The 25,827-nt window shown below is 62.1% G+C and carries 24 protein-coding genes and 1 pseudogene; 7 read left to right on the top strand and 18 right to left on the bottom strand.

The window, feature by feature from the left end:
- The first annotated feature begins 2 nt into the window (after nucleotides 1-2).
- From RI444_RS09180 to RI444_RS09190, 3 genes are read left to right on the top strand one after another with little or no spacing between them, the layout of a single operon-like run.
- Nucleotides 3-1,520 carry a CoA-acylating methylmalonate-semialdehyde dehydrogenase gene (locus RI444_RS09180; protein ID WP_207604659.1) on the top strand — a complete coding sequence of 506 codons (1,518 nt, stop codon included), beginning with the start codon at nucleotides 3-5 and terminating at the stop codon, nucleotides 1,518-1,520.
- 12 nt (nucleotides 1,521-1,532) lie between these two features.
- The gene (locus tag RI444_RS09185) at nucleotides 1,533-1,727 is read left to right on the top strand and encodes a hypothetical protein (protein WP_179014982.1); all 195 of its coding nucleotides are present in this window, start codon (nucleotides 1,533-1,535) and stop codon (nucleotides 1,725-1,727) included.
- Between the two features lie 12 nt (nucleotides 1,728-1,739).
- Nucleotides 1,740-2,783, top strand: a complete 1,044-nt coding sequence (locus RI444_RS09190; protein WP_179014984.1) for an NAD(P)-dependent alcohol dehydrogenase — start codon at nucleotides 1,740-1,742, stop codon at nucleotides 2,781-2,783.
- A gap of 25 nt (nucleotides 2,784-2,808) precedes the next feature.
- Here RI444_RS09190 and RI444_RS09195 read toward each other — a convergent pair whose 3' ends face one another.
- The 11 genes and pseudogenes from RI444_RS09195 to RI444_RS09250 form a co-directional block, all read right to left on the bottom strand.
- Nucleotides 2,809-3,474 carry a GntR family transcriptional regulator gene (locus RI444_RS09195; RefSeq protein ID WP_207604660.1) on the bottom strand — a complete coding sequence of 222 codons (666 nt, stop codon included), beginning with the start codon at nucleotides 3,472-3,474 and terminating at the stop codon, nucleotides 2,809-2,811.
- Between the two features lie 59 nt (nucleotides 3,475-3,533).
- Nucleotides 3,534-4,940: an NAD(P)/FAD-dependent oxidoreductase gene (locus RI444_RS09200; RefSeq protein WP_207604661.1), complete on the bottom strand. Its 1,407-nt coding sequence runs from the start codon at nucleotides 4,938-4,940 to the stop codon at nucleotides 3,534-3,536.
- A 27-nt stretch (nucleotides 4,941-4,967) separates the two neighbouring features.
- Nucleotides 4,968-5,702 (bottom strand): SDR family NAD(P)-dependent oxidoreductase, encoded by a 735-nt coding sequence (locus RI444_RS09205; protein ID WP_179014989.1) that lies wholly within the window; start codon nucleotides 5,700-5,702, stop codon nucleotides 4,968-4,970.
- Nucleotides 5,703-5,765: 63 nt separating this feature from the next.
- Nucleotides 5,766-6,869: an alanine racemase gene (locus tag RI444_RS09210; protein ID WP_207604662.1), complete on the bottom strand. Its 1,104-nt coding sequence runs from the start codon at nucleotides 6,867-6,869 to the stop codon at nucleotides 5,766-5,768.
- 113 nt (nucleotides 6,870-6,982) lie between these two features.
- Nucleotides 6,983-7,393 carry a RidA family protein gene (locus RI444_RS09215; RefSeq protein ID WP_316963896.1) on the bottom strand — a complete coding sequence of 137 codons (411 nt, stop codon included), beginning with the start codon at nucleotides 7,391-7,393 and terminating at the stop codon, nucleotides 6,983-6,985.
- Between the two features lie 118 nt (nucleotides 7,394-7,511).
- A complete protein-coding gene (locus RI444_RS09220) occupies nucleotides 7,512-8,198 on the bottom strand; it encodes a haloacid dehalogenase type II (RefSeq protein ID WP_179014996.1) in 687 nt (228 codons plus the stop codon).
- A gap of 220 nt (nucleotides 8,199-8,418) precedes the next feature.
- Nucleotides 8,419-9,903 (bottom strand): annotated as a pseudogene (locus RI444_RS23090) (NAD-dependent succinate-semialdehyde dehydrogenase).
- Between the two features lie 252 nt (nucleotides 9,904-10,155).
- The gene (locus RI444_RS09235) at nucleotides 10,156-11,745 is read right to left on the bottom strand and encodes an ATP-binding cassette domain-containing protein (protein WP_207604666.1); all 1,590 of its coding nucleotides are present in this window, start codon (nucleotides 11,743-11,745) and stop codon (nucleotides 10,156-10,158) included.
- Nucleotides 11,738-12,583 carry an ABC transporter permease gene (locus tag RI444_RS09240; protein WP_179014998.1) on the bottom strand — a complete coding sequence of 282 codons (846 nt, stop codon included), beginning with the start codon at nucleotides 12,581-12,583 and terminating at the stop codon, nucleotides 11,738-11,740. Before RI444_RS09240 ends, RI444_RS09235 begins: the two co-directional genes overlap by 8 nt.
- A complete protein-coding gene (locus tag RI444_RS09245) occupies nucleotides 12,576-13,517 on the bottom strand; it encodes an ABC transporter permease (protein WP_207604667.1) in 942 nt (313 codons plus the stop codon). The genes RI444_RS09240 and RI444_RS09245 overlap by 8 nt, the downstream gene beginning before the upstream one ends.
- Before the next feature lie 40 nt (nucleotides 13,518-13,557).
- On the bottom strand, nucleotides 13,558-15,114 hold the full coding sequence (locus RI444_RS09250; RefSeq protein ID WP_207604668.1) for an ABC transporter substrate-binding protein: 1,557 nt from the start codon (nucleotides 15,112-15,114) through the stop codon (nucleotides 13,558-13,560).
- 667 nt (nucleotides 15,115-15,781) lie between these two features.
- Between RI444_RS09250 and RI444_RS09255 the strand changes: the two genes are divergently transcribed.
- The 3 genes from RI444_RS09255 to RI444_RS09265 all read left to right on the top strand — a co-directional run bounded on the left by RI444_RS09255 (nucleotide 15,782) and on the right by RI444_RS09265 (nucleotide 17,976).
- Nucleotides 15,782-15,988 (top strand): ribbon-helix-helix protein, CopG family, encoded by a 207-nt coding sequence (locus RI444_RS09255; RefSeq protein ID WP_223941739.1) that lies wholly within the window; start codon nucleotides 15,782-15,784, stop codon nucleotides 15,986-15,988.
- An 86-nt stretch (nucleotides 15,989-16,074) separates the two neighbouring features.
- Complete coding sequence (locus RI444_RS09260) at nucleotides 16,075-16,353, top strand: type II toxin-antitoxin system death-on-curing family toxin (protein WP_338045623.1); 279 nt, start codon at nucleotides 16,075-16,077, stop codon at nucleotides 16,351-16,353.
- A 981-nt stretch (nucleotides 16,354-17,334) separates the two neighbouring features.
- Entirely contained in the window at nucleotides 17,335-17,976 is a 642-nt protein-coding gene (locus tag RI444_RS09265; RefSeq protein WP_207604669.1) for a GntR family transcriptional regulator, read from the top strand.
- A 195-nt stretch (nucleotides 17,977-18,171) separates the two neighbouring features.
- On the opposite strand, the gene RI444_RS09270 is transcribed toward RI444_RS09265, so the two are convergent.
- From RI444_RS09270 to RI444_RS09300, 7 genes are all read right to left on the bottom strand, one after another.
- Nucleotides 18,172-18,696, bottom strand: coding sequence for a flavin reductase family protein (locus tag RI444_RS09270; RefSeq protein ID WP_197432376.1), 525 nt, complete (start codon nucleotides 18,694-18,696; stop codon nucleotides 18,172-18,174).
- Nucleotides 18,696-19,052, bottom strand: coding sequence for a cupin domain-containing protein (locus RI444_RS09275; protein WP_104997787.1), 357 nt, complete (start codon nucleotides 19,050-19,052; stop codon nucleotides 18,696-18,698). The genes RI444_RS09270 and RI444_RS09275 overlap by 1 nt, the downstream gene beginning before the upstream one ends.
- A gap of 2 nt (nucleotides 19,053-19,054) precedes the next feature.
- Nucleotides 19,055-20,521: a 4-hydroxyphenylacetate 3-hydroxylase family protein gene (locus tag RI444_RS09280; protein ID WP_157238354.1), complete on the bottom strand. Its 1,467-nt coding sequence runs from the start codon at nucleotides 20,519-20,521 to the stop codon at nucleotides 19,055-19,057.
- Nucleotides 20,518-21,201 (bottom strand): DUF2848 family protein, encoded by a 684-nt coding sequence (locus tag RI444_RS09285; RefSeq protein WP_104997789.1) that lies wholly within the window; start codon nucleotides 21,199-21,201, stop codon nucleotides 20,518-20,520. The genes RI444_RS09280 and RI444_RS09285 overlap by 4 nt, the downstream gene beginning before the upstream one ends.
- A gap of 17 nt (nucleotides 21,202-21,218) precedes the next feature.
- The gene (locus tag RI444_RS09290; RefSeq protein ID WP_207604670.1) at nucleotides 21,219-22,013 is read right to left on the bottom strand and encodes a carbon-nitrogen family hydrolase; all 795 of its coding nucleotides are present in this window, start codon (nucleotides 22,011-22,013) and stop codon (nucleotides 21,219-21,221) included.
- 40 nt (nucleotides 22,014-22,053) lie between these two features.
- Nucleotides 22,054-22,713, bottom strand: a complete 660-nt coding sequence (locus RI444_RS09295; RefSeq protein ID WP_157238352.1) for a GntR family transcriptional regulator — start codon at nucleotides 22,711-22,713, stop codon at nucleotides 22,054-22,056.
- A gap of 78 nt (nucleotides 22,714-22,791) precedes the next feature.
- Nucleotides 22,792-24,126, bottom strand: a complete 1,335-nt coding sequence (locus RI444_RS09300; protein WP_242703075.1) for an MFS transporter — start codon at nucleotides 24,124-24,126, stop codon at nucleotides 22,792-22,794.
- Nucleotides 24,127-24,351: 225 nt separating this feature from the next.
- On the opposite strand from RI444_RS09300, the gene RI444_RS09305 reads away from it, so the two are divergent.
- Complete coding sequence (locus RI444_RS09305) at nucleotides 24,352-25,824, top strand: APC family permease (RefSeq protein ID WP_179015010.1); 1,473 nt, start codon at nucleotides 24,352-24,354, stop codon at nucleotides 25,822-25,824.
- Nucleotides 25,825-25,827 lie beyond the last annotated feature (3 nt).

A 25,827-nucleotide genomic window follows, 5' to 3' on the forward strand; every position in this document is an offset into this window, starting at 1 on the left:
CAATGCCTTCCTCGACGACGACCACTTTGACCACCATCAACCACTTCATCAACGGCGCCGAGTCCTCTGGTTCAGGAAACGATACCCGGCCGGTGTATAACCCGGCCACCGGGCAGGTCACCGCCGAGCTGCGCCTGGCCAACGAGGACGACCTCAACAGCACCGTGGCGGCTGCCCGCAAAGCTGCTGACACGTGGGGTGACATTTCCCTGGCCAAGCGCACCGCGGTGCTGTTCAAGTTCCGTGAACTCGTCGCAGCGCACGTGGACGAACTCGCTGAACTGATCACGGCCGAGCACGGCAAGGTCCTCTCCGATGCCAAGGGCGAGATCGGCCGTGGCCTGGAAGTCATCGAATTCGCCTGCGGCATCCCCTCGCTGCTCAAGGGTGACTACTCGGACCAGGTCTCCACCGGCATTGACGTCTTCTCCTTCCGCGAACCCCTCGGTGTGGTGGCCGGTATTACCCCGTTCAACTTCCCGGTGATGGTGCCGTTGTGGATGGCCCCGATGGCCATCGCCACCGGTAACGCGTTCATCCTCAAGCCCTCCGAGCGGGACCCGTCCCCGTCGCTGCTGCTGGCCAGGCTGTGGCAGGAAGCCGGCCTGCCCGACGGCGTGTTCCAGGTCCTGCACGGCGGCAAGGACACCGTCGACGGCCTCCTGACCCACCCGGACGTGGACGGCATCAGCTTCGTCGGGTCCACCCCGATCGCCCAGTACGTCCACGAAACCGCAACGAAGCACGGCAAAAGGGTCCAGGCCCTGGGTGGGGCGAAGAACCACGCGATCGTGCTGCCGGACGCTGACCTGGACAACGCCGCGGACCACCTCGCTGCCGCTGCTTTCGGCTCGGCGGGGGAGCGGTGCATGGCAATCTCTGTTGCCGTCGCGGTCGGGGATGCTGCTGATCTGTTGGTGAAGAAGGTCGAAGAGCGTGCCCTGGCCGTGAAGGTCAGCAACGGCACCGAGCCCGGCGCTGAAATGGGCCCGGTGATCACTCCGGCCTCCAAGGAGCGCATCCTCCGGATCGTCACCGAAGCCGAAACCGCCGGTGCTGCGATGGTGGTCGACGGCCGTGACCTGGTCGTCCCGGGGCACGAAGACGGCTTCTGGGTGGGCCCGACGGTGATCGACCACGTCAAGACCGAGATGACCGCCTACCAGGAGGAAATCTTCGGACCCGTCCTGGTGGTGGTCCGCGTGGACACCCTCGGAGAGGGCATCAAGCTGATCAACTCCAACCCGTACGGCAACGGCACCGCGATCTTCACCTCCTCGGGAGCCGCAGCCCGGAAGTTCCAGCGCTCGGTCACCGTGGGCATGATCGGCATCAACGTTCCCCTGCCGGTCCCGGTGGCCTACCACTCCTTCGGCGGCTGGAAAGCCTCCCTGTTCGGTGACAAGCACATCTACGGCCCCGAAGGCGTCTCCTTCTACACCCGCGGCAAGGTAGTGACCTCCCGCTGGCCCGAAACCCACCACGCCTCCGGCGCTTCCTACAACTTCCCCTCCAACTAGGGCCACCTCCACATGCGTGCTTTCGCAGCCGTGATGGCAGTCCTGGCTGTCACGGGTGGTACTACCTGTGTCTTTGCCAACGGCGCTCTCAATCTGGTGAGCGGGCTGTTGCTCCTGACGATCGGCGGCGGAGGATTGTCGGCAGCCTGGACCACGCATGCAGGGGAAAAGCGCGCCTCGAAGACAGCACGGCACACTTCGAACTGAAAGGACACCCCCGTGCCTTCACAAGCCAAGGCCTACGTCGCAGACGCACCGAACTTACCTCTGAGGCCCGGGACCATCACCCGCAGAGAGCCCGGAGATCATGAGGTCCTGATCTCCATCCTCTATACCGGTATCTGCCACTCCGACATTCATGCGGCCCGTGGCGAATGGTCGCAGGTGCGTTATCCGCTGGTGGTTGGACATGAAGTCGTAGGCGTTGTGGAGACCGCAGGTGTGCGTGTGACACGCCATGCCGTAGGCGACCTGGTCGGAGTGGGATGCTTCGTGGATTCCTGTCGGGAGTGCGTGAACTGCCGCTCCGGAGAGGAACAATACTGCCTGAACGGTTCAACAAGCACCTACAACTCCATTGGACCTGATGGGCTGCCCACTGCCGGCGGCTACAGCACCAGCATCGTCGTGGACGAAAATTATGTGCTGAGTATTCCCGACGGGCTGGCGCCGGAGGCTGCCGCGCCTCTCCTTTGCGCGGGAATCACCATGTATACGCCGCTCCGCCAGTGGGGGACGGGACCCGGCAAACGCGTGGCCATAGTCGGCATGGGTGGCCTGGGACACTTGGGTGTAAAGCTTGCCGCCGCGATGGGAGCCGAAGTCTCGGTGTTGAGCCAGTCCCGGAAGAAGGAAGAGGATGCACGCCGGCTCGGAGCCGATCACTTCTTCGCGACGCCGGACCATGAAACCTTCGCTTTGCTGCGGGACAGGTTCGATCTGATCATTAATACCGTTTCCGCAGAAATTGACGTGGACCAGTTCCTTTCTCTGCTGGGTTTGGGAGGCACGCTGGTCCTGGTGGGGCTTCCTTCGAAGCCGCTGAGCCAGCGCGCGTGGTCCCTGATCTCGGCGCGGCGTAATCTCAGCGGTTCCAAGATGGGCGGAATCCGGCAAACCCAGGAAATGCTCGATTTCTGTGCCGCCCACAGCCTGGGAGCGGAAGTCGAAGTAGTGGACGCTGCACACATCAACAAAGCCTTTGACCGGGTCCTGGCCAGCGACGTCCGGTTCAGGTTTGTCCTGGATGCCACCACGCTTTGACAGGCAATGTTTGGGCCGCGGCCACTCAGCCGCGGTCCGTGGCTTCTTCGCCTTTGAGCGCGTTGTGGAACTGTTTCTTCATTTCCCGGCGAAAGGCTTCCGTGTCTCCCTCGAGGGCATGCTCAGCGAGCCTCTCGTGCTCAACGGCGAGCTCATGAAGGTCGTTGTAAGTAGGATGGTCGGCGGCGAAATAGAGCCTTAGCTTGTTCTCCCACCCGTTCCACAGCGCGTGCAATGCCTTATTCCCGGAGAACTCGTAAAACAGCTTGTGGAAACGGAGGTGGGCGTCAATGCTGGCAGGAATATCGCTTGTGTCCGCGGCGCGGTAAAGTTCCTCGATGGTGTGCTTCAGCTTCAGCCGCTCGGGACCGCGCAGCGTCGCGGCGGAGAGTTCTGCGGCGTAAGGCTCGACGAGCAGTCGAATCGAAGCGATTTCGGCGATGTCGCGGGCACTCACCTCCACTACGAACGATCCCTTGAACGGGACCTTTACTACCAATCCCTCCTCTTCAAGCCGGGTGAGTGCTTCCCGGAGGGGTGATCGGCTGATACCGAGATCCGTGGCAATGTGCGTCTCACGTAACTGTTCTCCCGGAGGCACAGTTCCAACCAGGATCGCTGTACGCAGCACGCGGTACACTCCGTCCGGCGTCGTGGTCCGCTGTTCCTGCCAAGTGAATTTCTTGTCCATTGGCCACCTTTCTGTCGATTGTCGATCATACCGGCAGGGGCCCCCAAACGTGGGCCAAGCTACTCGTGGAGGCCAGCGAGCCTGCTGCCGAACTTGGCCAGGAGCGAGGTCTTGGTGGAATTCCGGTGTTCCTCCCACGTGTCAGCAAAGCCGAACAGGCTGTACATGCTATGGACACCTAGCCAGCGAATCGGCTCGGGTTCCCATCTAGGCGGCCGGTATCCCACCCAGGGAAGTGACGTTCGCTCTGTCTTCTGTTCGAATGCCAGTTCCACCAGAGTCCTGCCGCCCAGATATGCCGCGGTGACGCCGTGCCCGGCGTATCCGGTTGATGAACCGATTCCGGAAGCCTGATCCCAGTGAACGCCTCCGTTCCAGTCCCGGGTCACCCCGAGAACACCGGACCAGGCATGCTCTACTTCGAAGTCTATGTCCGGGAAGAAGGTACGAAGCTTGGTGGACAGCAGGTCGACGGTGGACCCGGCGGTTGAACCTGCACCGCCCGTCCCGGAGTTATACCGGTAGGGTTTTCCCCGGCCGCCGATGGCAATGCGGCCGTCGGCTGTCCTCTGGGAGTAGATGAAGGTGTGCGCGGAGTCGCTGAGGCACTGCGGTCCATTCCAGCCGATGTGTCGCCATGCTTCGTCCGGCAGGGGCTTGGTCACTATCATCGAGGAGTTGATGGGTATCAGGCTCCTGCTGCCAAGCAGGGGACCGGAGTACCCCTCGGTGCAGATGAAGGTCTTTTCAGCGGTCACCCGCCCGTTGTCCAGCGTCAGGGTCTTTCCGTTGATGCTCCCGACACGACTGCCCTCGTAGATGCTGACGCCCATGGATGTGAGAGTGCCCGCCAGTCCGTGGACGAGTTTTGCCGGATGGATACGTGCACAGTGCTTATAGACCAGACCCCCGTGGACGGTGGAGATGTCTACTTCTTTCTTGAACTCGTCACGGCCGATTAGATAGACGTCGTCTTCGGTCAACCCGTACTTCCAATCAGCGTCGCGCCTGGAAACGAGTCGGTCGAGGCCTGCTTTTGTGTGGGCAGCGACCAGCGCACCGCTCTTGCGCTGATCAGCATCGATGCCTTCCTCGCGCAGGATCTCCAAGACGGCGTCGACGCCGGCAACAAACTCCCGCTGCAGGGCGCGGCTGGCCTCGATACCATCCGTCGTTGCCCGGGCGAACCGGGCACGGTTCCCAGCGGGCATCGCCGACAGCCAGCCGCCGTTCCGGCCGGAGGCGCCATATCCAATCTGTTCTGCTTCGAAGACCGCAACCGAGAGTGAGGGTTCGAGCTTCTTGGCGAAGTAGGCCGCCCACAGTCCCGTGTAACCGCCTCCCACGATTGCCAGGTCTAAAGAATGCTCCCCGGCGAACCGGGCATAGGAGCGCTTCTTGTCTTCGAGTCCGGCCATCCAAAAGCCGAGGTCTCCGTTTCGGTGTACTGCCGTGGCGGTTGTCATTTGTAGTCCTACGTTGTTTGTCAGCAATTAGAAGGCGGTATATCCGCCGTCGACGGGCAGTGTGGCACCGGTGACGTAGGACGACTCCGATGATGCGAGGAAGAGGACTGCATCAGCGATTTCCTGGGGCGTGGCTAAACGCTGGAGGGGGATCTGTCCTTCACGTTGACGGCGGTAGGCCTCCGGGTCGGTCCTTCGCTGGAACGAGGCTTCGATGACCGGCGTGGCCGTGAGGCCGGGCGCGACGACGTTCACTCGGATGTTTCGCTCGGCCCACTCGATGGCTGCGCCCTTTGCGAGCATGATCAGGCCGCCCTTGGCTGCAGAGTACAAGACCTCATCCGGCTTGCCTACCATCCCGAGCCGCGAGCTGACCAGGACAAAAGATCCTCCGGTAGCAGGCATCAGCGGCGCGAAGTGCTTCATCACCAGGAACGAGCTGAGCAGGTTGCTGTGAAGCACGTTCTTCGCGTCCTCGTAGGCCATCTCGGTCAGCGGGCCACTGACTTGAAGGCCATGGTTGAGTACGACGACGTCGACGGTGCCGTACGTTTCGGCAGCCTCCCGGGCGAGACTTTTGACGAACTCCTCGTCGTTGAGGTCTCCCGGGACGTACAGGTCCCCGGGTTGCGCGCCGTCGATCTGTTCCTTGCGTCCGGTCAGCAGCAACCGTGCCCCTTCGCGGCGGAAGTGGGCGCACACAGCTTGCCCGATTCCACTGTTGGCACCGGTGACCAGGGCCGTAACTTTGTCAAGTCTCATGTCTGATTCTCCTGGTTGGAATTTGTGGTGGGCAGGTCGTGGAGTCGTACCTGTCCGATGTGCTTAGTTGAGGAAGCCGCGGGCGTCGACGGGCCAGTGTTCCAAGGTGGTGCCCGTACTGTCGGTGACGATGTATTCCTCGAAGTTGACCACTACGGGGCACACGTGGTTCGGGACCACGGGCAGCACTGTGCCGATCGGGAATTGAGCACCCGAGGGCAGCGGCAGGAAGCCGTGGTATTCGTTGAGTTTGGAAAGGACTGCCTGAGTGCCGGCCACTGCACCGAAGCCGATTTCCGGGTTGCCTTCCCTGCTCAATGCTTTGGTGCCCACATCAAGGATGACCTGTTTAGGAACCCAATCACTGACCACGGTTCCAGCGACGAACAGGGCGATCTGGTCTTCGGTGCAGGCACCAAGCCGGGTGTTGTTGAGATCGTTGAAAACGTATTCACCGGGCCGGATTTCGGTGATGATGCCGCTCGTTGCGAATTCGATGGTGGGTGTGGAGCCTGCGCTGACCACGTCGGCAGTGATGCCTACGGCCTTGAAGCTACGCACGGCGTCGGTCAGCGCTGCTTCCTGGTCCATTGCGGCACGCTTGCGGGCGTCCGGTCCGGAACTCCCGTGGCCGGGGTAGGTGAAGACGCCCACCGGTACCAGGCCTCTCTTACGTGCGGCGACGGCGAGGTCGCCGGCGGCCTGAGGGGGAGCGCCAGATCGGCCGGCTCTGCAATCAACCTCAATCACGACCTCCAGCCGTCCGGCATCAGAACCCATAGCCTCAGCGATGGCATCGATTGCCGAAAAGTTGTCGACGCCGACCCGTAGCCGTGTGGTGACAGCAAGCTTCCGGAGCCGCAATCCCTTGGTCCCTGAAGGCCAGATCGGGTAGGCGATGGAGATGTCGTCAAACCCTGCCGCTGCGAAAACTTCTGCTTCGCCCACGTTGCCTGCGGTAATGCCGACCGCCCCGGCCTTGATCTGGCGCCGCCCGATCTCGAGGCACTTATGCGTCTTCACATGCGGACGGACATTCAGTCCACGTTCCTTGGCAAAAGCCTGCACACGGTCGATGTTGCCCTGCATCACGTCGGTCAAAATGATGGGGGCGGGGGTGTCAATCCTGGCAGCCAGTGCCTCCAGCACCCGTTGAAGCCGGTTCACGTTTACTCCTCATGATTCTGAGTTGTCAAAAATTCGAGGTTGGAGGTTCCGGTTCCTCGATGATGATCTTGTTCGGGACCGGCATTTGCCGGTCCCGAACAAGGGCGGCGCCCCTAAGAAGCGGCCGTGCAGACCATCTGAATCTCGACAGGAGTATTCAGTGGCAGCCCGGCTACTCCTATGGCGGTGCGGGAATGGCGTCCTTTTTCACCGAGAACTTCGATAAGCAATTCACTTGCCCCTTCTGCGACCTTGGACTGCAGACCAAAGTCCGGCGGACTGGATACGAACACCAGCATCTGCACGACCCGGACCTTGTCAAGGTCGCCCACGGCCTGGACAGCGGCGGCGAGGCAATTCAACGCGGCATGACGGGCCAGCTCCCTGGCCGTCTCCAGGTCAACATCCCGGCCGACGACGCCTTTACCCAGCAGTTCACCGTCGCGGAAGGGCAGTTGGCCCGAGATGTGAATGCTTTCCCCCACCTGGTTGTGGTCCACGTAGTAGGCGTTGGCAGTCAGCACCGGGAGCTCCAATCCCAGATTCGCCAACCTTTGCGAAGCAGTCCCGCCCCGGACTGATTGAGGTAAAGGAAGGCTCATGATGCGACTGCCCGGCAACGAATCACCTGTGTGCCTCGTTTCAGGAAACCGAACGCGGCAGGCCAAAGAGAGTCGGCAGGTCCGCGATGTCGGTGATTCGCTCGTAGTTGAGCCAGTGCTCGTCGTGCTCGAAGCCGCGGTCGACGTACACCTTGTTCTCGATGCCCATGATGGCTGCCGAGCGGTGGTCGTACATCGGGCTGGCGGAGACATGGACGATCTCGTCGGGGGAGACTCCAAGCTTGTCGAACATGTACTCGAAGGCACCGAGCCGCGGTTTGTACATGCCCATTTGCTCGGCGGTAATGATGACCTCGAAGGGAGCCTTGAGATTGGCGGCGAGGCGCTCGGCGACCGCGGTGTCGCTGTTGGTGATGATCACTAGCGGTACTGCTTCTGCCAAGCGGTTCAACGCTTCGGTCACGCCGGGGTAAGGACCCCACGTGGGAATCCTGTCGTAGACCTCGCGGGCGTCCTCGGCGCGGAACTCAATGCCCACTTTGCGTGAAGCGCGCGCCATGGAGTCGGCGACAATCTGGTGGAACGGCTTGTACTCGCCCGTGCACTCGTCGATCCGATACGCCTTGCAAAGCCGCAAGTACTCGTCCGCTACCTCTACGGGCAGGCGAACGCCCAAGACGTCGCGCATGGTGTCGTTGATCGCAAATTTGATGAGCGTCCCGTTCATGTCGAACGTGACGAACTTTGGCTTGTTTTGAAAAACCACAATTGTCTCCTGCTGCTAATTCTTGCCGATTGTCGACGAAGTGCTCACATGACCATCTCCAGTACAAGGATCCCGTCGATTGTCGACAATACGCCGCCTTTTGTAGATTGTCAACGATTTATTTCCGACCCCTCGCTCCCGCAGGCGTGCGCCGCCGGGTCTTCCGACAAAGCCGGCGCCTCAGCCTCCGCGCCGGCCAACGGTGCCTGAAGCGCCGATCTTAGGCCGTGGCCCGGCGGGCGACGTCGTAGAACCGAATGTTTTCATATTCTTTAAGACCTTCGGCGCTTCCCTCGCTTCCGAGGCCGGACTGCTTGATGCCGCCGAAGGGGGCGCCCGCATTCGACGGGACGCCTTGGTTGATACCCACGATCCCCGTCTCGAGTCGGTCCGCGACATTCAAAGCGCGGTCGAGGTTTTCCGTGAAGACGTAGCCAGCCAGGCCGAACTCAGTGGCGTTGGCGCGGGTTACCGCTTCGTCCTCTGTGCTGAATCGCTGTATGGCGGCGATCGGTCCAAAAATTTCTGATCTGGCAACATCGGTGTCTTCGGTGACGTGGTCCAGAATGGTCGGGGCAAAGAAATTTCCGGGGGAGTCGTAACCATGGCCGCCCGTCAGCAAGCTGGCGCCCAAATCCACGGCGTTCCTTGTATAGGCCCGCACCTGGGCCACTGCCCGGTCGTCGATCAGCGCGCCGAGTCCTGTATCGCGGCTCAGGCCGCTTCATACGGCGACCTTTGCGAAGCGTTCGGTGAGCGCCGCAGCAAAATCGTCTGCAATTGTCTCCTGGACATAGATGCGGTTTGCCCCGATGCAGGACTGTCCGCCATTGCGCAGTTTGGCAGCGAATGTGCCTTCCACTGCGCGATCAAGTCTGCGTCGTCGAAGATGATCAGGGGTGCGTTGCCGCCGAGTTCTATGGAGCTGCGGAGCACGTTCCGGGCGGCAAGCTGCAGGAGTTGGCGGCCCACCGGTGTCGATCCGGTGAACGAAACTTTCCGAACCCGGGGATAGAGCAGGACGGCTTCGCTGAAAGCTCCGGAATTGGATGTCGTGATGACCTGGATCAGGTCTTCGGTCACGCCCGCCTCAATGGCGAGATGGATGGCAAAGTACGTCGTCAGGGGAGTGAGGGTCGCGGGCTTGATGACGACGGGGCATCCCGCCGCCAGAGCCGGTGCGATTTTCCGGGTGGCCATGGCCAGGGGGAAGTTCCAAGGCGTGATCAGTACCGCCAGCCCAACGGGTGAGCGCCGCGTAAGGAGGCTTGCGCCGCCGTCGGGCGTGTCCCGAAAGTTCCCGGCGGGCCGTACTGCTTCTTCGGCGTACCAGCGGACAAAGTCGGTGCCGTACTTGACCTCGCCCCGGGCCTCGGCAAGTGGCTTGCCCATCTCGCGTGAGATGAGATGTGCCAACTCCTCGGTGCGCAACCAGCTCGTGGTACCACGCGTGCAGTACGTCCGCGCGCTGGCGAAGGCTGCTGCGGGTCCAGGCCGACCCAGCTGCGTCGGCCTTGCCAATGGCAGTCAGTGCGCCGTCTGCGTCGGAGTCCGGAACGTGGGCAATGGTCTCGGCGGTCGCGGGGTCATGGACGGCGATGCCATGGGTGGGCAAGTTGAGGGAGCGGATTACCTCATCCGCGCGCTCGAGGCGTTGAGGGTCCGGTGCCACCGGCAGCGCAGGGAGGATGGTGAAGGCTGTCATAGCGTCTCTCTTCTCTGGATACCGTCGTCTACTGTCGACGAAGATTGTGCATTGTTGACGATATGATCCGGCTGTGGGATTTGTCAGTGGCCTGTCGGCGTGCGCGAGGGGCCGTACGGCCAAGGTGCCGAGTCAACGCGAGGTAAGACTACGTTATGAGTCGTCTTCGCATTTGACGCTCGGGAGCGCAGGAAGGGCACAACTGCCTATAACCGATATTGAAGACGAGATGGACTTCAGAGCGTGGACGGTTCAGGCCGTTGTGGGCGCGCCATCAGGAATTCCCCGGGTCAGCGGAAGAACTGCCGCCACCAGTTGTTTACTGTGCTCGTGCCGCGGCTCGGCGAAGAAATCCGCCACAGACGCAAGCTCCACCACTTCGCCCCGGTAGAAGACGGCAACACGGTGGCTCATGTACCGGATCACGTTCATGTCGTGGGAGATCATGATCAGGGACAACCCACGGCTCCGATGCAGCCTGAGCAACAAGTCAAGGATCTTGCGCTGCGTAATGGCGTCCAGCGCAGACGTTGCTTCGTCGCAGATGAGGACAGCGGGTTCGAGCAACAGCGCACGGGCGATGGTCAGCCTTTGCAACTGGCCGCCGGAGCACTGCCCTGGCCGCCGTTCCAAAATCGCCGGGTCGAGTTCCACTTCCCTGACAGTCTGGTGGATGCGTTCGATCCGGTCGACAGCGGTGCCCGAGGATCGAAGCAGGGGCGCTTCCAGGCTTTTGAGCAGCGTCATGCGGGGATCGAAGACGTCGAAGGGTTCCTGGAACACCAATTGGACGCCAGCGTCCGGCGCCGTGGTGATCTTTCCCGAATCCGGCGTGCCAAGGCTCACCAGGAGCCGCGCCAACGTGCTTTTGCCCGAACCTGACTGGCCCAGCACGCCCAGGATTTCACCTTGCCGCAGCGAGAGCGTGACATTTTTCAGGGCCGCTGTTGTCTTACGGAAACCGGACGGGAAGGTCTTGGTCACGCCGTTGAGATCCAGGATGGTCCCGGTGTTCTTCTCCGAGTCCGCTGGCCCGTGTTCGCCGTCCTCCCGCGGATCCAGGGCCGAGGCCTGAAGGAGTTCCCACGTACTGCAATGGGTCTTCGGGGATGCCAGGACGGTCCGGGTAGCGCCTTCTTCCAGGACCCGGCCGTCCTTCATGAGGATCACGCGGTCCGCAAACGCGGACACCGTGGCCAGGTCATGGGTGATGCAGAGAACCCCGAGTCCGTGGTTCCTCCGCTGCTGGTCCAGCAGTTCCAGGACCTGGCGTTCGAGCACCTTGTCCAGGGCCGAGGTGGGTTCGTCGGCAAGGAGCAGTTCGGGCTGCCCGGCCATGGCCACAGCCATCATGGCGCGCTGTGCCATGCCTCCGGACAGCTGGTGGGGATAGGACGCGGCCACGCTGCCGGGCTGCTCGAAGCCCGCATCCGCGAGAAGACGGAGCACCTCCGTGCGGGCTTCGCGTCCACGGAGGCCGCAGTGCAGCTTGAGCGGTTCCCGAATGTGGCCTTCCACGGTCATCCGGGGGTTGAACATACGCTTGGGCTGCTGGTGGAGCATGCCGATCCGTCCGCCGCGCACCCGGTTCAGCTCACCTTCGCTGAGGTCGCGCAGTTCCGTTCCGCCCAACCGGATGGACCCGGACTGGATGGCCACGTTGCCGGGAAGCAACCCGGTGATGGACAGAGATGTCATGGTCTTGCCGCTGCCGGAGGCTCCCACCAACGCGACGAATTCCCCCGGCTCCACGTGCAGAGTGATGTCGTGGAGGATGACCTGCGATCCTGGGGAATCCCTCAGGCCTGCGTGCAAGCCCTCGATCACCAATCCGTTATGCATTGGCGGGCACCGCCTCCGGAGCGAGAACCTGGGCTGTGGTCAGCCTGGACGTCCGCGAGAGGTGCTGGCCCAGGAGCGTTACGGACAGGGCGACGGCGAAAATCACCAGGCCGGGAGCCAGGATGGTCAGCGGAGCCCGCGCTGCGTAGGGCTGGGCAGCGGCCAGCATGGAACCCCAATCCGACTGTGGTGGCTGGACGCCCAGGCCCAGGTAGGACAGGGCCCCAACGCTGATGAGGAAATGGCCAAAACGCAGGGTTGCCTGGCCCAGGAGTGGTCCGGCCAAGTGCGGGATGATGTGCTTCATCACGATGAACGAGGGCGGACACCGCAGCACGTGCGCCGCTTCGACAAACCCGCGCGCCGAGACATCCAATGCCAGTGAGCGGGCGAGCCGGGCGAACGGTGTCCACCCTGTCACGGTCAGGGCTAGGAGCAGCGAGTGGTATCCGGTTCCCAGGACAGCCACCAGGAACAGGGCCACCACCATTTCCGGCATGGCGAGCAGGACGTCGTTGGTGCGGGTCAGGAATTCGTCCAGCCAGCCGCGCCGCCGCGCGCTCAGCACGCCGATGGCCGTGCCCACGAGTGCGGTGAGCACAGTAGCCAGTGCCGCCAGCGTCAGGGAGAACTGGCCGCCGTCGAGCAATCTGCTGAGTGTGTCCCTGCCGAGGTGGTCGGTGCCCAAAAGGTGGGCAGGGCTGGGCGGGGCGAGCCTGTGGGCGAGGTCCTGACCGGCCGGCGGGTACGGGGCCAGCCAGGGCGACAGCAGGATGCCGACGACGATGATGGCCAAAACCGAACAGGCCACCCACAGGTGGAGGGGGAGTCTACGCAACGGTGGACCTCATTCGCGGGTTGAGGAACGTGTGCACCAGGTCGGCGGTGGTGGTGAGCAGCACGGCGAAAACCACCACAACCACCACGGCACCCTGCGCCACGGGAATGTCGCTGTTGATTACGCCGTCAAACATCAACCTGCCCATGCCCGGGATGGAGAACATGACCTCCACAATCACCGAGCCGCCCAGCAGTCCGGCGAACCAGATGGCTACCGAGGTGGACAGTGGAAGGAGGCCGTTGGGGATGACGTGCCGTGCCACAGTGGCAGCGCGGGACATTCCCCGGCTGCGGGCCGCTGCCACGTGGTCGGAGGCGAAGGACTGGAGGACGCCTTCCCGCACGGCTGAGGTGAAGAAGCTGGTGGGGCGGAGCGCCAGGACAGCCACGGGAAGCACGGCGGAAGATGGGCCGCTCCAGCCAGCGGAGGGGAGCAGCGCAAGCTGCAGCGAGAAGACCAGGACCAGCATCGGGGCCAGCCAGTATTCGGGGATGGCAATGAATGCCTGGGTTACGGCGCTGATGCCCCGGTCCAGCAAGCGGCCCTCGTTGAGCGCGGCCGTAACTCCCAGCAGCAGCGATACCGCTGCAGCGACCACCAGGGTCAGGACGACGATGGAGAGCGTGATGCCGAGTGCAGGCAGGATCTGGTCGACCACGGGAGTGCGGCTGGTGTAGGACAATCCCATGTCCCCGCTTGCCAGGTGTCCCAGCCAGCGCAGGTACTGCGTCCAGAGCGGGTCGTGGAGGTCCAGTTCGGCTGTCAGTGCCTGCACGGCCGAGTCGTCAATGATGTCTCCTGCTACGCGTGAACGGATGATCTTGCGCACGGGATCGCCTGGGGTGACGTAGGGGATCAGGAACACTGCGAAAGACGCAAGGAGGACAGCGGCCACCAGGGCCGCTGTCCGTCGAGCGAGGAACCGGATCATTGCCGGGCCCGATCCGGGGTCTTCAAGTAAAGCATCTTGGTTAGGACGCCGGTTTCGCCGACTGTGCCCTGATCACGTAGCGCGCCAGCGGATCCTGGGTGTGGCCGAGGACGTTGGAGCGGACAGCGTCGATCGCCTGTTCGTTGACCAGCCACACGTTGACGGCCTGGTCCCTCAGGATCTTGCCGGCCTGGGCATAGAAGCCGTAGCGCTCTTCGGCGTCGGCGGTCTTGGAAGCCTTGGCGATGATGGCGTCGTACTCCTCGTTGCAGAAGTGGCTGAGGTTGTAGGTGCCGTCGCAGGTGTAGTCGGCGGTCAGGAACCCGATCGGATCGGCGATGTCGATCAGCCGGTTGCGCTGGCTAAGCACCATGTCATAGTTCCCGGACAGGAGGTCAGGCTCGACGGCGGCATATTCCTTGGTCACAATGGTCACCGGAACGCCCACGGCCTTGAGGTTGTCCTGGATGACCGTTGCCACGTCGGCGAACTCGGCACGCTCGTCGATCGCGATGATCTCCAGCGGGCTGTCCGAGGTGTAGCCGGCCTCGGAGAGGAGCTTCTTGGCGGCGTCCACGTCCTTCTTCGGAGCGCCGGGGTTCCCGCCAGCCCACGGTTCGGACGGTGCGAAGGGACCGTTGGCCGGGATGGCGGCACCTTCGTAGACACTGGCGGCGAGGGCCTCAAGATCCAGCGCCTTGGTGACGGCCTGGCGGAACTCCACCTTGTCGAACGGCGCCTTCCCGTTGTTCATGTACAGCGTGGCGGTGCGTGGGGAGTCGGATTTGAGGACCTTGACGTTGCTGTCGGCTTCCAGGGTGGCAAGGCCTGAGACCGGTATGGACATGGAGATGTCCGCCTCGCCCGTCTGGACCTGGGTGGTGCGGGTGGCGCCGTCGGTCACAAAGCGGACTTCTGCTCCGGCCAGCTGCACTTCGCCGCCCCAGTACTTCTCGTTCCGGTCCAGGGTCAGGGACTGCTTGGCTTTTTCGGAGACGGGCTTGAACGGGCCAGTACAGTGCCCGAACGGGTCAACGGTGGCGCCTTTGAAGGCAGCAAGTGACAAAACGCCGGTGTTTACACTGGCCAGCCGGTACGGAACCAAGGGGCTCTCGGTGGGTGTGGTGATGCGGACCGTGTGCTCGTCGAGGGCAGCAACACCGCTGACCACTTTGGGGTTGAAGGCCCTGGCAGGCACTGCCGCTTTCAGGACCCGCTGCAAGGACCCGACGACGGCTTCCGCGGTCAGCGGGGTGCCGTCCTGGAACGTGACGCCTTCGCGGATGGTGAAGTCCCACTCCAGCGGTGACGTTTGCTTCCACTCCGTGGCGAGCAGCGGGACGATCTTGCCTTCAGCTTCGTCGTAGCGCGTCAGGGTTTCGAGGCAGCCGGAGAGCGACAGGATGTAGGCGGCGTCGCTTTCGAGCGCCCAGTTGGCCACAGGCGCCCTGAAGTTGTCCACCACGATCCGCTGTTGCTTGTCGGCAACCTGGGTGGTCTGGTTGGAGGCGGTGCTCGAACCAGTAAAGCCGCAGCCGGTCAAGGTGAGGAGTGCTGCCAGTCCCAAAGAGACGGAGGCAGGCAGGGAGATGCGCATAAAACCACCTGGATGAAGGGGTGCCCGCGAACGGTGCAGGCGATGGAACGGAGGCCACGGGCCGCCTATTAGTTTAGGCTCACCTAAGTCGGACGGCAAAACGGGTAACTTAACACACGGCGTTCAATGACGGGGGAAGTTACAAGGCAGGTCGCAACTTGCCGCTATGACTACTTCTACCTGTTTTGGTGCCCCAGATCGGCAAAGGGATGAAGCACATGAGTCAATCGCTGCCTTTTGTAACTGCATTATCAGTAGCGACAGTCAAGAGTTTCGCCACGCGCACGCTCGGGCTCGTCTGATGCGCGTATATCGTCACGGCATGTCGATGTTGTTTTCGATAGGCGGTGGTTTTGTTGTTGTTCAGCCTGCGATGATGCTGGCGCCGAGCATGTGGTCGCTGAGGCGTGCTAAGCGGTAGCCGGGGTCGGTGTCGAGGGCGGGTTGGAGGTATTGGTGGGCTTTTGTTCTTCTGTCTTCCCACCAGTTGATGTAGCCGATGGTGGTGAGGATGGGTGCTGCGTGTTCTGGGGCAGTGAGGGTGTGGGTGAGTAGCTGTTTGGCCCATTCGAGCCTGGACCAGTTCGGCGAAGATGATGTGTTCGGGTGGTGTTGTTGGCGGGGGTGGTCGAGAGGCCGATGGGTACCGTTTTGGTACCATTAATTTATGGCTATGAACCTTCGTGTCCCGGAAGACCTTGATCGTCGATTGGAGAAGCTCGCAGCCGAGGAGCACACATCCAAGTCGGCGCTTCTCCTGCAGGGAGCTGAGTTGGTCCTGCAGCGGCACGCCCGTCGCCGGGAGATCAGTGAAGGGTTGGACTTTGTGATGAGTCACGACGCTGAACTGCTGACCCGCCTTGAGGACGCGTAACCTCGTATCTGGATATTGAGGACGCCCTTCAGGTTGTTGACCGGTATGGCTTCCACATCCGGGATGTTGGTCTGTTGGCTTCGGCGTTGGCCAGGCCTGCGACGACCGTCATGGGTGCTGAGGCATACGGTGATCTGACGACGAAAGCGGCTGCTTTGTTGGAGTCCGTCGTACGTTTTCATCCGCTGATCGACGGCAACAAGCGCACTGCGTGGACGCTGATGGTGTTGCTGTTGTGGATCAACGGATACCGCCACGACTTCGCGACCAATGAGGGGTTCGCGCTAGTTGTGGGTGTCGCTGCGGGAGGCATTGACTTTAGGGACTCTGCGGCGGCAATATCGCAGCACCTCGTAGCCCGCTGACAGGCCTAGCGCGCCGGAAATCGCAAAAATGAAGTGTGGACATTGTCCACACTTTCTACCTTGGACTGGCCCGTTCAGCCGCCGGACTGGCCCGGAGTCCGCATGTTTCCGGTACTTCCCAGTGCTCCCAAGCCATGGAATCCCGTTCGAGTCCCACCTCGGGCACGCATTACCCCTCGTCAGAGGGGTTTTTGCTTTAACGTGTTGACATGGCTTGTGGTGGCGTCCCTCTGACGCTAGATGCGCGGGCTGTGGCCTGGCTGCCGCGGAGCCTATTCAGGTGTGTGGGGTGGCGGGCTCAAGTCCATGGCTGGTGGGCCTTCCGCCTGCTGTCGTGGGGTTGCGTGCTTCCTCGTTCCGGTACTGTTCGGTGGGCCCGGGGTGGCCTACACCTATTCATGTGCCGGGGGAGCGGTGACTACATGACTGCGGGATTGCTGCCCGCGAGATATAAAAGCTGTGTTGGGACGCCTTGCGAGAGCCCGGCGCCGGTGTTTGTCCTGCCAAAGTGGGTGTGGACAGTGTCCACACCTATATTTGCTTTTCTGCAATTGCCGGAACCGTGTTCGAGCAGCTGCTCCCAGATTTTGCGGTCCTCCGCGCTGAGCTGAGTCGAGAAGCAGATGTAACCGTACAGTGTCGTAAAGCTGTACATGGACATGCCAGCTGGATCGCTCGGCCCTCCGTTTGGAGAGCGGCGGAAGGCAAAGGGTTGCACGCAGCAGTTGGCTGAGGCCACTGGCCGGTCCTGGAAGTTCATAGGTGCAACACGTTCCCAGCAAAGGGATCGACTCAGGCTGAGTTGTACTTCAAAGTCATCGGGCGTACTTGAGCAAGGTTTGCTCCAGGGCCCGGCATCTCAGCCTGACGTACCTAGCGCCGGAAGCTGTCGAAGCTAGGCGCAAAGAACGCCACGGACGGGTGAGAAGCTGTAGGTCGAAGACAACCCGTATACTGGCTATCTGCAAGGAAAGGCGTGATGTGTCCCAGTTGACTCCCTCCAGCCAGTCGGCGCCAGAGACTGCCTATAACTGGTTAAGAAGCTACATAGCATCGCTGCCGCGGGATGCGGAGACGTTCCTCAATGAAGCTGTCTTAACTAAAGAAACGGGAACATCGCGCACTCCAGTCCGTGAAGCACTCCTTCGGCTTGAGGCAGAGGGATTTATCAAGAGGGTGCCTCATAAGGGAGCCTACGTCCCCCCGATATCTGACGCAGACGTCCGAGCGATCCTGCAGGCACGTTCGGTCGTGGAGAAGTGGGCCGTGTCGGGCTTGGACGACATGGTCGAAGGTCAGATCGATGCGTTGCAGGGCCTGATTGATCAGCAACGGGAGGCTCAGGGTGATCCTGCCCGTTTCATTGAGCTTGATACAGAGTTCCACACCCTAATGGTGAGGGCAGCAGGTAATCCGATCCTCGCAGATTTCTATTCTTCCCTTCGGCAACGCCAGCTTCGGATAGGGGTACTGGCCGTCACAAAGGGACGCGGCCGGGCAGATCAGGTGCTGGGCGAACATCAGTCGATCGTTGATGCCCTTCGGGCACGCAACATTGAGTCGACGCATCAGGCGATTGATTCCCATTTGAAGTCGACTCGAGCAGCCATTGTTGGCTACTAACTCTTCATAGGGGAGCGGATCGGGCTGCACGGCTAAATGGCGATCACAATCGGCGATCATCGTGCCCGGAGTACGCGTCACGTTTGGTCCGGCGCGTTCCCGGCTGGTGCCAAGTTCGCCCAGAGGTTAGGTGCAAAAGGCCTCCCCTGCCCTTGGTGGGTCAGGGGAGGCTTTTGGGTTGCGAGGGATGCCAGGTTAGAACGTCCAGGGCATGGCGTCGTGGTTGAAGTCGTGGAAGGAGCCGAATTTTCCTGCGTTGAAGGCCAGGCCGTCGCCATCCCGATCACGGCATGATGTGACCTGTCCGAAGAACACCTGATGGTCGCCTATGTCGTACTGGTGGACCACGGTGCACTCTGCTTGGGACAGGGCGCCTCTGACTACGGACAGGCCGCCTCCGGTGGTGTCGAAGTCGCCGGCGTCGAAGCGGGCTCCGCCGCGTTGGGCGAATTGCCGGGCCACGGCTTCCTGTTTGGCTCCGAGGATGGAGATCGCGAACTTTCCGCTTGCGAGGAGGGCGTCTCCGGTGCGGGTGTTGAAGTTCAGGGAGATCATCAGGATGGGTGGGTCCAGGCTGATGGACGTCAACGAGTTGATGGTCATGCCGTACTGTTCACCGGCGTTCTCCGTGATGACCACGGCGACACCTGTGAGGAACCTGCCCATGGTGCGGCGCATTGCCAGCCCGTCGGGGACTGCGAAGGCTGTTGGAGCGCCCATCAGTTGTTTCCGTTCTGGTAGTAGCGCACCTCAAACATTTTCGCGCCGTTCTCCGAGATCCAGGGACCGTGTTCCATTCCCGGGGGACGGGTTGCCCAGTCACCTGCCTTGAAGGTTTTCCCAAGGCGCTGGTCAACAAAGGAGCCCTCGAAGATGAAGACCTCTTCCCAGAAGTCGTGGGTCAGCACACCGTTGGGGGAGGTGTCTGTTCCGGGCTCGAATTTGAGGATCCGGGTAACACTGTCGTTTTCGGTGTTCCTGGCCAGGATGGCTTCGGAGAGCCCTTCAATGGGTGGGTTGCAGGGGGTGAATTCGACGGACGAGGTGGGCGTGAATTCAACTTCAGGTTTTGGCATGGCTAGTTTTCCTCCTTGCGGCCGTCAACGCCGTAGCCTGCCAGGAACTCGTTTAGTTCGGCGACCTGCGCTTCGTAGCCATAGTTGCGGTAGGTGTAGACGCCCTTGACGACGAACGGGGCGCCGGCGTAGAAGAGCTCGTACTGCTGGTGTCGGCCGGCGAATTCCGAGCCGATGATGTCCCAGGCGAGGCGGAAGAGTTTGATACGCTCTTCGCTGGGCACGCCAGGGGAGGCGATGTAGCGTTCGATGTCCGGTGCGGTGACTGGGCTCTTCATGTCCACGACGCCTGAGGGCAGCTGCAGGACGCCGCCGCCCACGAGGTCCCGCAGGATCGCGATGACGCGGGGGTAGGTCTCTGACTGAAGGCCCATGGCGCCGTAGAGAGAGCGTTTGCCGGGTACCAGCATGCCGGAAGAGTCTGCTTCGGCGGTGTATTCGGCAGCGATCAGTGCGGACTCCACGGATGAGACGACGGCTGCGAGTTCGCCGAGCTTTTCCTGAACGCCGGGAATCTTGTCGGTGCCGTTCACCTGGGTGACCTTGCGTGCGACGGCGGCGATGAACTGCAGTTTTGTGGTGAAGCGGGTCTGTGCCTGCCAGTTGCCTAGGGCGTGTGCGCCGGTTTCGAAGAACTGCCGGCGCAGGGTGTCGATGTTGCGGTTGATGAAGACCCGGTCCCAGGGGACGAGGACGTCTTCGAAGACCACGAGGGCGTCCGGCTCGTCGTAGTGGCTGGTCAGCGGGTAGTCGAATTCGCTGGTCGCGGCCGGTGCGAAGGGACGGCGGCAGAGGAACTTGAGGCCCTCGGTGGCCGCGGGCAGCGCGAAGCTGATGGCGAAGTCAACGTCGTCCGGGCCGAGGGGTTTGATGCAGGTGACGAAAACTTCGTCAGCGATGGCGCCGCCGGTGGCGAGCATTTGTGAGCCGCGGACGATCAGGCCCTCGTCGGTTTCCTTGACGACGCCGACCTGTAGGAAGTCGCCTTCCCATCCGGATGCTGTTGTGGCGCGGGAGACCTGCGGGGGGATGATGGCGTAGGAAACGTACAGGTTCTCGGCGAGAATGCGCTTGTAGTAGCGGGTGATGTTTCCTGCGTAGTCGTGTTCGGTGTCTTCAAAGACTTCAGGGTGGGCGCCGAAGGCGGCGAAGAAGGTGCCGACGTGGTCGGGGCTGCGTCCGACCCATCCGTGGGTGTGCTTGGCCCAGCGTTCGACCGCCTGGCGGCGCAGCTTCAGCTCCTCCGGGGTGCGGGGAATGCTGAAGACGCGGTTCGCGGGGCCGTCGATTTCTTCGCTGTGGTACTGCATCCCGTTCGCCGGCTCCGCGGCGATGTCGAAGAGTTCGGCGATGGTGCCAATGACGTTGCGGAAGGCAGGGTGTTCGGCGACGTTCTCAACGGCTTCCCCGTCGATCAGGACGGTGCGTCCGTCGTTGAGCGTCTTAATGTATTCGTCTCCGGTCCTCATGACTGGTGTCCTTTCGTGATGATGTAGGTGTGGTCGATGGTGGTGCCGTCCGGGAAGGTGAGTTCGATCTTCCACTCGCGGCCGTAGATGAAGTCGCCGCCGATGACGGGCAGGGTCCCGCCGAGGCAGACGAAGTCGCGGTCCCCGATGGGGTTGCGCTCAAGGAGCAGTTCGACGACGTTGCCCGGTGTCCGCAAGCCGTCGAGGGTTCCGTCCTGGTAGAGCCGGCCGTCAACCCAGCTGCGTGCCCGGCAGTCGTCCAGTGACAGGGCATGCAGGTCGGGGACAGGAATGACGGTGCCGGCTACCGGTTTGGGGCAGGCCCGTTTTGAATCGCCGATGTCCACTGTTTCCAAGTGGCGGTCGGTGTGGTCTGAAGCGATGCCGAAGTAGTAGCGGCCATCGTGCCTGATGTAGAGAGGTTCGATTTCACCGGAGGTCTGTTCTCCGGTGACGCCGAGTTCGGGGGACGAGGTGACGGATTCGCTGTCCACCCGGTAGAACATCGGCACGGATGGCGGCGGTGCGACACCGATGGCGGCGAGTTCATCGATGTGGTGCTGGACTGCGGCGGCGTCGCGGCCTGTGTATCCGGCCACAACAGCATAATAATCGGTGAGTTCGATCGTTGTATCTGTGCCGGCAACGGCAAAGGTAAGCGTTTCGGTACTGGTTTTCATAGGGTCTGCTTTCGTGGTCATCGGGTCAGGGCTGAGTAGTCGGTGAGTCGGTCAGCGATCACCGGGAATTCGCGGCGTGTAGTGTGCACCAGGTCCGGGTCGATGGTGGTGCGGAGGACTTCCTCACCGTCTCCTGCTTCGGCGAGGAGGCGGCCACCCGGGTCGACGATGCGGCTGGTGCCGCCGAGTTCGACGCCTTCCTGCCTACCGGCGGCGTTGCAGGCGAGGACGTAGACCTGGTGCTCGACCGCGCGTGCGGAGGTGAGCAGCCGCCAATGCTCCCGGCGGGCGGCGGGCCAGGCAGCGGGAACCACGACGATTTCCGCTCCACGCACGCTGAGTTCGGACCACAGGCCGGGGAAGCGGAGGTCATAGCAGGTGGTGCCTGCCATTTTCCCGTAAGGGGTGTCTGCCACCTGAAGGGAGTCACCCCGGGTAAGCAGGTCGGCTTCAAGGGATTTGTACCCAAAGACGTGCAGCTTCGAGTATTGGTGGGCGATATTTCCCCGGGGGTCCACCAGGACAGAAGTGTTGCGCAGGGCCCCTCCGGCGACGCGTTCGACGATGCTGCCGACATGTACATAGGTTCCGAGGTTCTTCGCCACGGACGCGCACATGCGAACCGTTGGTCCGTTCAGCGTTTCGGACAGTTCGGGGTACTGGCCGAAATGGAAGTAGCCTGCGCTCCACAGTTCGGGCAGGACGATGAGGTCTGCGCCCTCCTGCTCCCGCAAAAGCTTCTCGGTGCGTTCGATGCGTTGGGTCTGGCTGTCATCGTCCGGGCTGGACAACTGGACGAGGGCGATGTCCATTGGTGCTCCTTCATAAGTGGGGGCGGCAACCCCGTCGGTCTTAGCCGCGGTTTGAGTGGGCAGGGATGGCTTTGAGGACGGTGAGTGTTGATTCGAGATGGTTCAGGACGGCAGCGGCCGCCGTTGGTGCATCCCTTTGCCGGATTGCTTCGACGATTGCCCGGTGTTCGTCCACGACGTGGTCACCGCGAAATTGGCTGTCCTGGACGGCCTTGACGCCCATGCGTTGCTGTTTGATGCGCTGGGAGTCGTAGACCTCTTCCAATGCCCGGTTGGCTGCGGCATGCACGATGTGCTTGTGGAAGCTGATGTCGAAGTCGATGAACGCGACCGGGTCGGTGAGGCTGTCCTGTTGGTCCTGGAGGAGCCGGTCAAGTTCGCTCCCCAGGCGGCCGGTAGAGCTGACTTTCCTAACGGCCCACTCTTCGATGACCCGCCGGACTTCCATCATGTTCTCGATGTCCTGTGCCGTCAGCGCGGGCACGTAGGCGCCCTTGTGTGGGACCCGCCGGACCAGACCTGCGGTCTCAAGACGGAGGAGCGCGTCCCGGACAGGGGTGCGGGACACTCCGGCGGCCTCGGCAATCGCGTTTTCGGTGAGGAAGGCTTCTTGGTCCCATGGCAGCAGTGAGATCTCCCGGCGCAGCCACAGATAGGCCGTTTCCGGTGCCGTCGGCGCGGGGTTCTCGAAAATAGTCATGGGTCCGTTCTGTCCTTCCGGGTGAGGTGTGCGCTGTCCGTGGCGGCCGTGTTCCCGCTGCCACGGACAGCGGTCACGTCAGAGCTGCTGCGCCGCTACGGGCGTGGGCTTCTCGTCGAGGTCGCTGAGCTTCATGTCCTTTGTTTCCTTTGCGAAGGACACGGCGACGATGGAGATGACGCCCATGAGGACGAGGTAGAGGGCAATGGCCTGGCCCGAACCGAAAGCCTGGTACAGGGCCAGGGCGATGATGGGGGAAAGTGAGCCGGCGATCAGGGACGCGACGTTGTAGGCCACCGATGTTCCGCTGTAGCGCACCTTGGTGGGAAACAGTTCGGAGAAGAACGCGCCGATCACGGAGCTGTAGGCGGCGAAAATCAGCAGGCCGCCAACAGCGGCGAGGATGATCATGCCCGGTTGCCGGGTGTCCAGGAGGGCGAAGAAGGCAAACCCCCACACCACCGTGGCGACGGAGGCTCCGATCATCATCGGTTTGCGGCCAATCCGGTCGGCAAAGATCGCCAGTACGGGGATGGCAACGACAGCTACGCCCTGGCCGACCATGACGGCGTTCAGGCCAGTCTGGCGATCCATCTTCAGGATCTCGGTGACGTAGGTGATGAGGAACAGGGAGTAGATGTAGAAGCCGGCGTTCTCGCCCATCCGGCTGCCTGCTGCGATCAGGATTTCTTTCCAGTTGCCTCGGAACAGTTCGGCCAGGGGCAGCTTTGCCTGCTTGGCATGCTCGGCATCGGCCTTGGCCTGTGAGGCCAGGAACAGCGGTGTTTCCTGCACGTAGAGACGCAGGACCAAACCGATAATGACCAGCAACGCGGAAAGGCCGAAGGCGATCCGCCAACCCCAGGCAAGGAATTGGTCCTGGGGCATCACAGCGGACAGCACGGCAAGGACACCGGCGGCCATGAGGTTGCCCAGGGGCGGACCAACGTTCGGCCACGAGGCCCAGAATGCCCGCTTGGTGCTGTTGTCGCTGTATTCGGAGACCAGCAGGACGGCCCCACCCCATTCGCCGCCGAGGGCAAAGCCCTGGACCAGCCGTAGGAACAACAGGATCAGCGGGGCGATGATTCCGATTGACGCGTAAGGGGGGATCAAAGCGATGAGGGCGGTAGCCACGCCCATCAGGAGCAGGCTAGCCACAAGCGTTGACTTACGGCCGTGTTTGTCGCCGAGATGGCCAAGAACAATCGCGCCCAGCGGACGGGCGACGAATCCCGCGGCGAAGGTTCCCAGGGCCAGCATGGTGCCGACCATGGGGTCTGCACTGGGGAAGAACAGTTTGTTGAAGACGAGGGCTGCTGCCGTGCCGTACAGGAAGAAGTCATACCATTCGACGGCGGTGCCGGCGAGGCTGGATGCAGCAACTGCGGGAAGGGAGGTGTGCTTACGCACGCCCCGCTCCTTGTGGGACACATTGCTCATGAAAATCCTTGTTGGGGTTTAGGGACGGTGCCTTCTGCGCACCGTTGCGAAGAAGGAAGGCGCCGGGATGGCGCCGGCTCGGTGATCTAATTCACGTCGATGCCCTGCCTCGACTGTAGATCACTCGTATACAACTTGTCCACTAAAAAAATACGATCCTTGACGCAACCTGTGATCCACGTCAATAATAAGCGAATGACTTTCACTAATGAAGCGGCGGCGATGGTGCCGCCCGCAGGGGCCGATCCTAGGACCGAGCTGAAAAAGGATGCCATCGGCACCCGGGACATCGTCTTTATGCTGGTCTCAGCCGCCGCCCCGTTGACCATCGTTGTCGGGATCGCGCCGCTGGCCCTGGCCGTGGGCGGCGTTGGTGCCCCGGTCATTTACATTGCCGGCGCCCTGGGTCTTGCTCTTTTCGCCGTCGGTTTCATGGCCCTTACCCGCCACATCCAGTCCTACAGCGGCTTTTACGGCTACGTCGCCAAGTCTCTTGGCCGGGTTGTTGGGCTCGGTTCCGGGCTTACCGCATGGATGAGCTACAACGGCATTCAGATAGGTCTGTACGGCCTCCTTGGCATCCAGGCCGACCTCGCTGTCAGGTCGTTGACAGAGGTGGAACTGCCCTGGTGGCTTTACGCACTGGTGGCGATCGGTGCAGTTTGGTACCTGGGCTGGCGGGGGATCGACGTCGGCGCCAAGGTGTTGGCCGTCCTTCTCACCTTGGAAACGGCAATCGTCGCCGTCGTGGCAGCAGCAGTGCTCCTCCAGGGCGGTGCCGAGGGGATCGGATTTGATTCCTTTAGCCCTGACGCGATCTTCACCCCGCAGTTTGCTGCTGTGATCGCCCTGGGCTTCTCGGCATTCATGGGATTTGAATCCGGAGCACTTTACCGTGAGGAAGCACGGGACCCGGACAAGAGCGTTCCCCGGGCGACCTACATCTCCATCGCCTTCATTGGCGCCTTCTACGCCTTTGCAGTCTGGGTTATTGTTCAGGCCTTCGGCCCCGTAGTGGTGCAGGCATTCGCTGCCGGACACCTGGACACGGGAGATACCGCATACATCATGGCCGGAACCTTCGCCGGGGATTGGTGCGTGAACCTGATGAGCGTGCTCATCGTTACCAGCATCTTTGCCTCCCAGCTCGCCTTCCACAACACCATCAACCGCTACACGCTCTCGCTGAGCCGCGAAGGCATCTTTCCGAAGCATTCCGGCCGGATCAGCCCCCGGCACGGCACGCCGTCAGTGGCGGGCATAGAACAAACCCTGCTTTCCGTGGCCTTGGTCGTTGGCGCCGCCTTGCTGCAACTGGACCCCTTCACGCAGTTCCTTATCTGGGCAAACAGTCCGGGCGTGATCGGCATTCTGCTGCTGCAGGCCTTCACGGGAGTCGGCGTCGTGGTCTTTTTCGTCCGGCACAGGGAGCACCGGCTCAAGTGGTATGTAATACCCTCGGCTGTCGCCTCGACCTTGATTATGTGCGTTGTGACGTACCTGATGGTGGACAACGTCGGGCTGCTCACTGGACTGCCCGACAATGACCCCGTCAACACCGCCCTCTTGCTCATCGCACCGGTGGTCTTCGGCGCGGGCGCCCTCCTTGCCGTGATCCTGCGACGGGTGAACCCCGCTGCGTACCAACGCATCGGCCATGCGGTCTAACAC

The sequence above is a fragment of the Paenarthrobacter sp. AT5 genome (assembly GCF_032764245.1).
Classification (GTDB): Bacteria; Actinomycetota; Actinomycetes; order Actinomycetales; family Micrococcaceae; genus Arthrobacter; species Arthrobacter ureafaciens.

Coding starts and splice junctions, on each gene's coding strand:
- RI444_RS09180 (WP_207604659.1), top strand. CDS start 3: ATGCCTTCCTCGACGACGACCACTTTGACCACCATCAACCACTTCATC.
- RI444_RS09185 (WP_179014982.1), top strand. CDS start 1,533: ATGCGTGCTTTCGCAGCCGTGATGGCAGTCCTGGCTGTCACGGGTGGT.
- RI444_RS09195 (WP_207604660.1), bottom strand. CDS start 3,474: ATGGACAAGAAATTCACTTGGCAGGAACAGCGGACCACGACGCCGGAC.
- RI444_RS09200 (WP_207604661.1), bottom strand. CDS start 4,940: ATGACAACCGCCACGGCAGTACACCGAAACGGAGACCTCGGCTTTTGG.
- RI444_RS09205 (WP_179014989.1), bottom strand. CDS start 5,702: ATGAGACTTGACAAAGTTACGGCCCTGGTCACCGGTGCCAACAGTGGA.
- RI444_RS09235 (WP_207604666.1), bottom strand. CDS start 11,745: ATGCATAACGGATTGGTGATCGAGGGCTTGCACGCAGGCCTGAGGGAT.
- RI444_RS09245 (WP_207604667.1), bottom strand. CDS start 13,517: ATGATCCGGTTCCTCGCTCGACGGACAGCGGCCCTGGTGGCCGCTGTC.
- RI444_RS09250 (WP_207604668.1), bottom strand. CDS start 15,114: ATGCGCATCTCCCTGCCTGCCTCCGTCTCTTTGGGACTGGCAGCACTC.
- RI444_RS09255 (WP_223941739.1), top strand. CDS start 15,782: ATGGCTATGAACCTTCGTGTCCCGGAAGACCTTGATCGTCGATTGGAG.
- RI444_RS09270 (WP_197432376.1), bottom strand. CDS start 18,696: ATGGGCGCTCCAACAGCCTTCGCAGTCCCCGACGGGCTGGCAATGCGC.
- RI444_RS09275 (WP_104997787.1), bottom strand. CDS start 19,052: ATGCCAAAACCTGAAGTTGAATTCACGCCCACCTCGTCCGTCGAATTC.
- RI444_RS09280 (WP_157238354.1), bottom strand. CDS start 20,521: ATGAGGACCGGAGACGAATACATTAAGACGCTCAACGACGGACGCACC.
- RI444_RS09285 (WP_104997789.1), bottom strand. CDS start 21,201: ATGAAAACCAGTACCGAAACGCTTACCTTTGCCGTTGCCGGCACAGAT.
- RI444_RS09290 (WP_207604670.1), bottom strand. CDS start 22,013: ATGGACATCGCCCTCGTCCAGTTGTCCAGCCCGGACGATGACAGCCAG.
- RI444_RS09295 (WP_157238352.1), bottom strand. CDS start 22,713: ATGACTATTTTCGAGAACCCCGCGCCGACGGCACCGGAAACGGCCTAT.
- RI444_RS09305 (WP_179015010.1), top strand. CDS start 24,352: ATGACTTTCACTAATGAAGCGGCGGCGATGGTGCCGCCCGCAGGGGCC.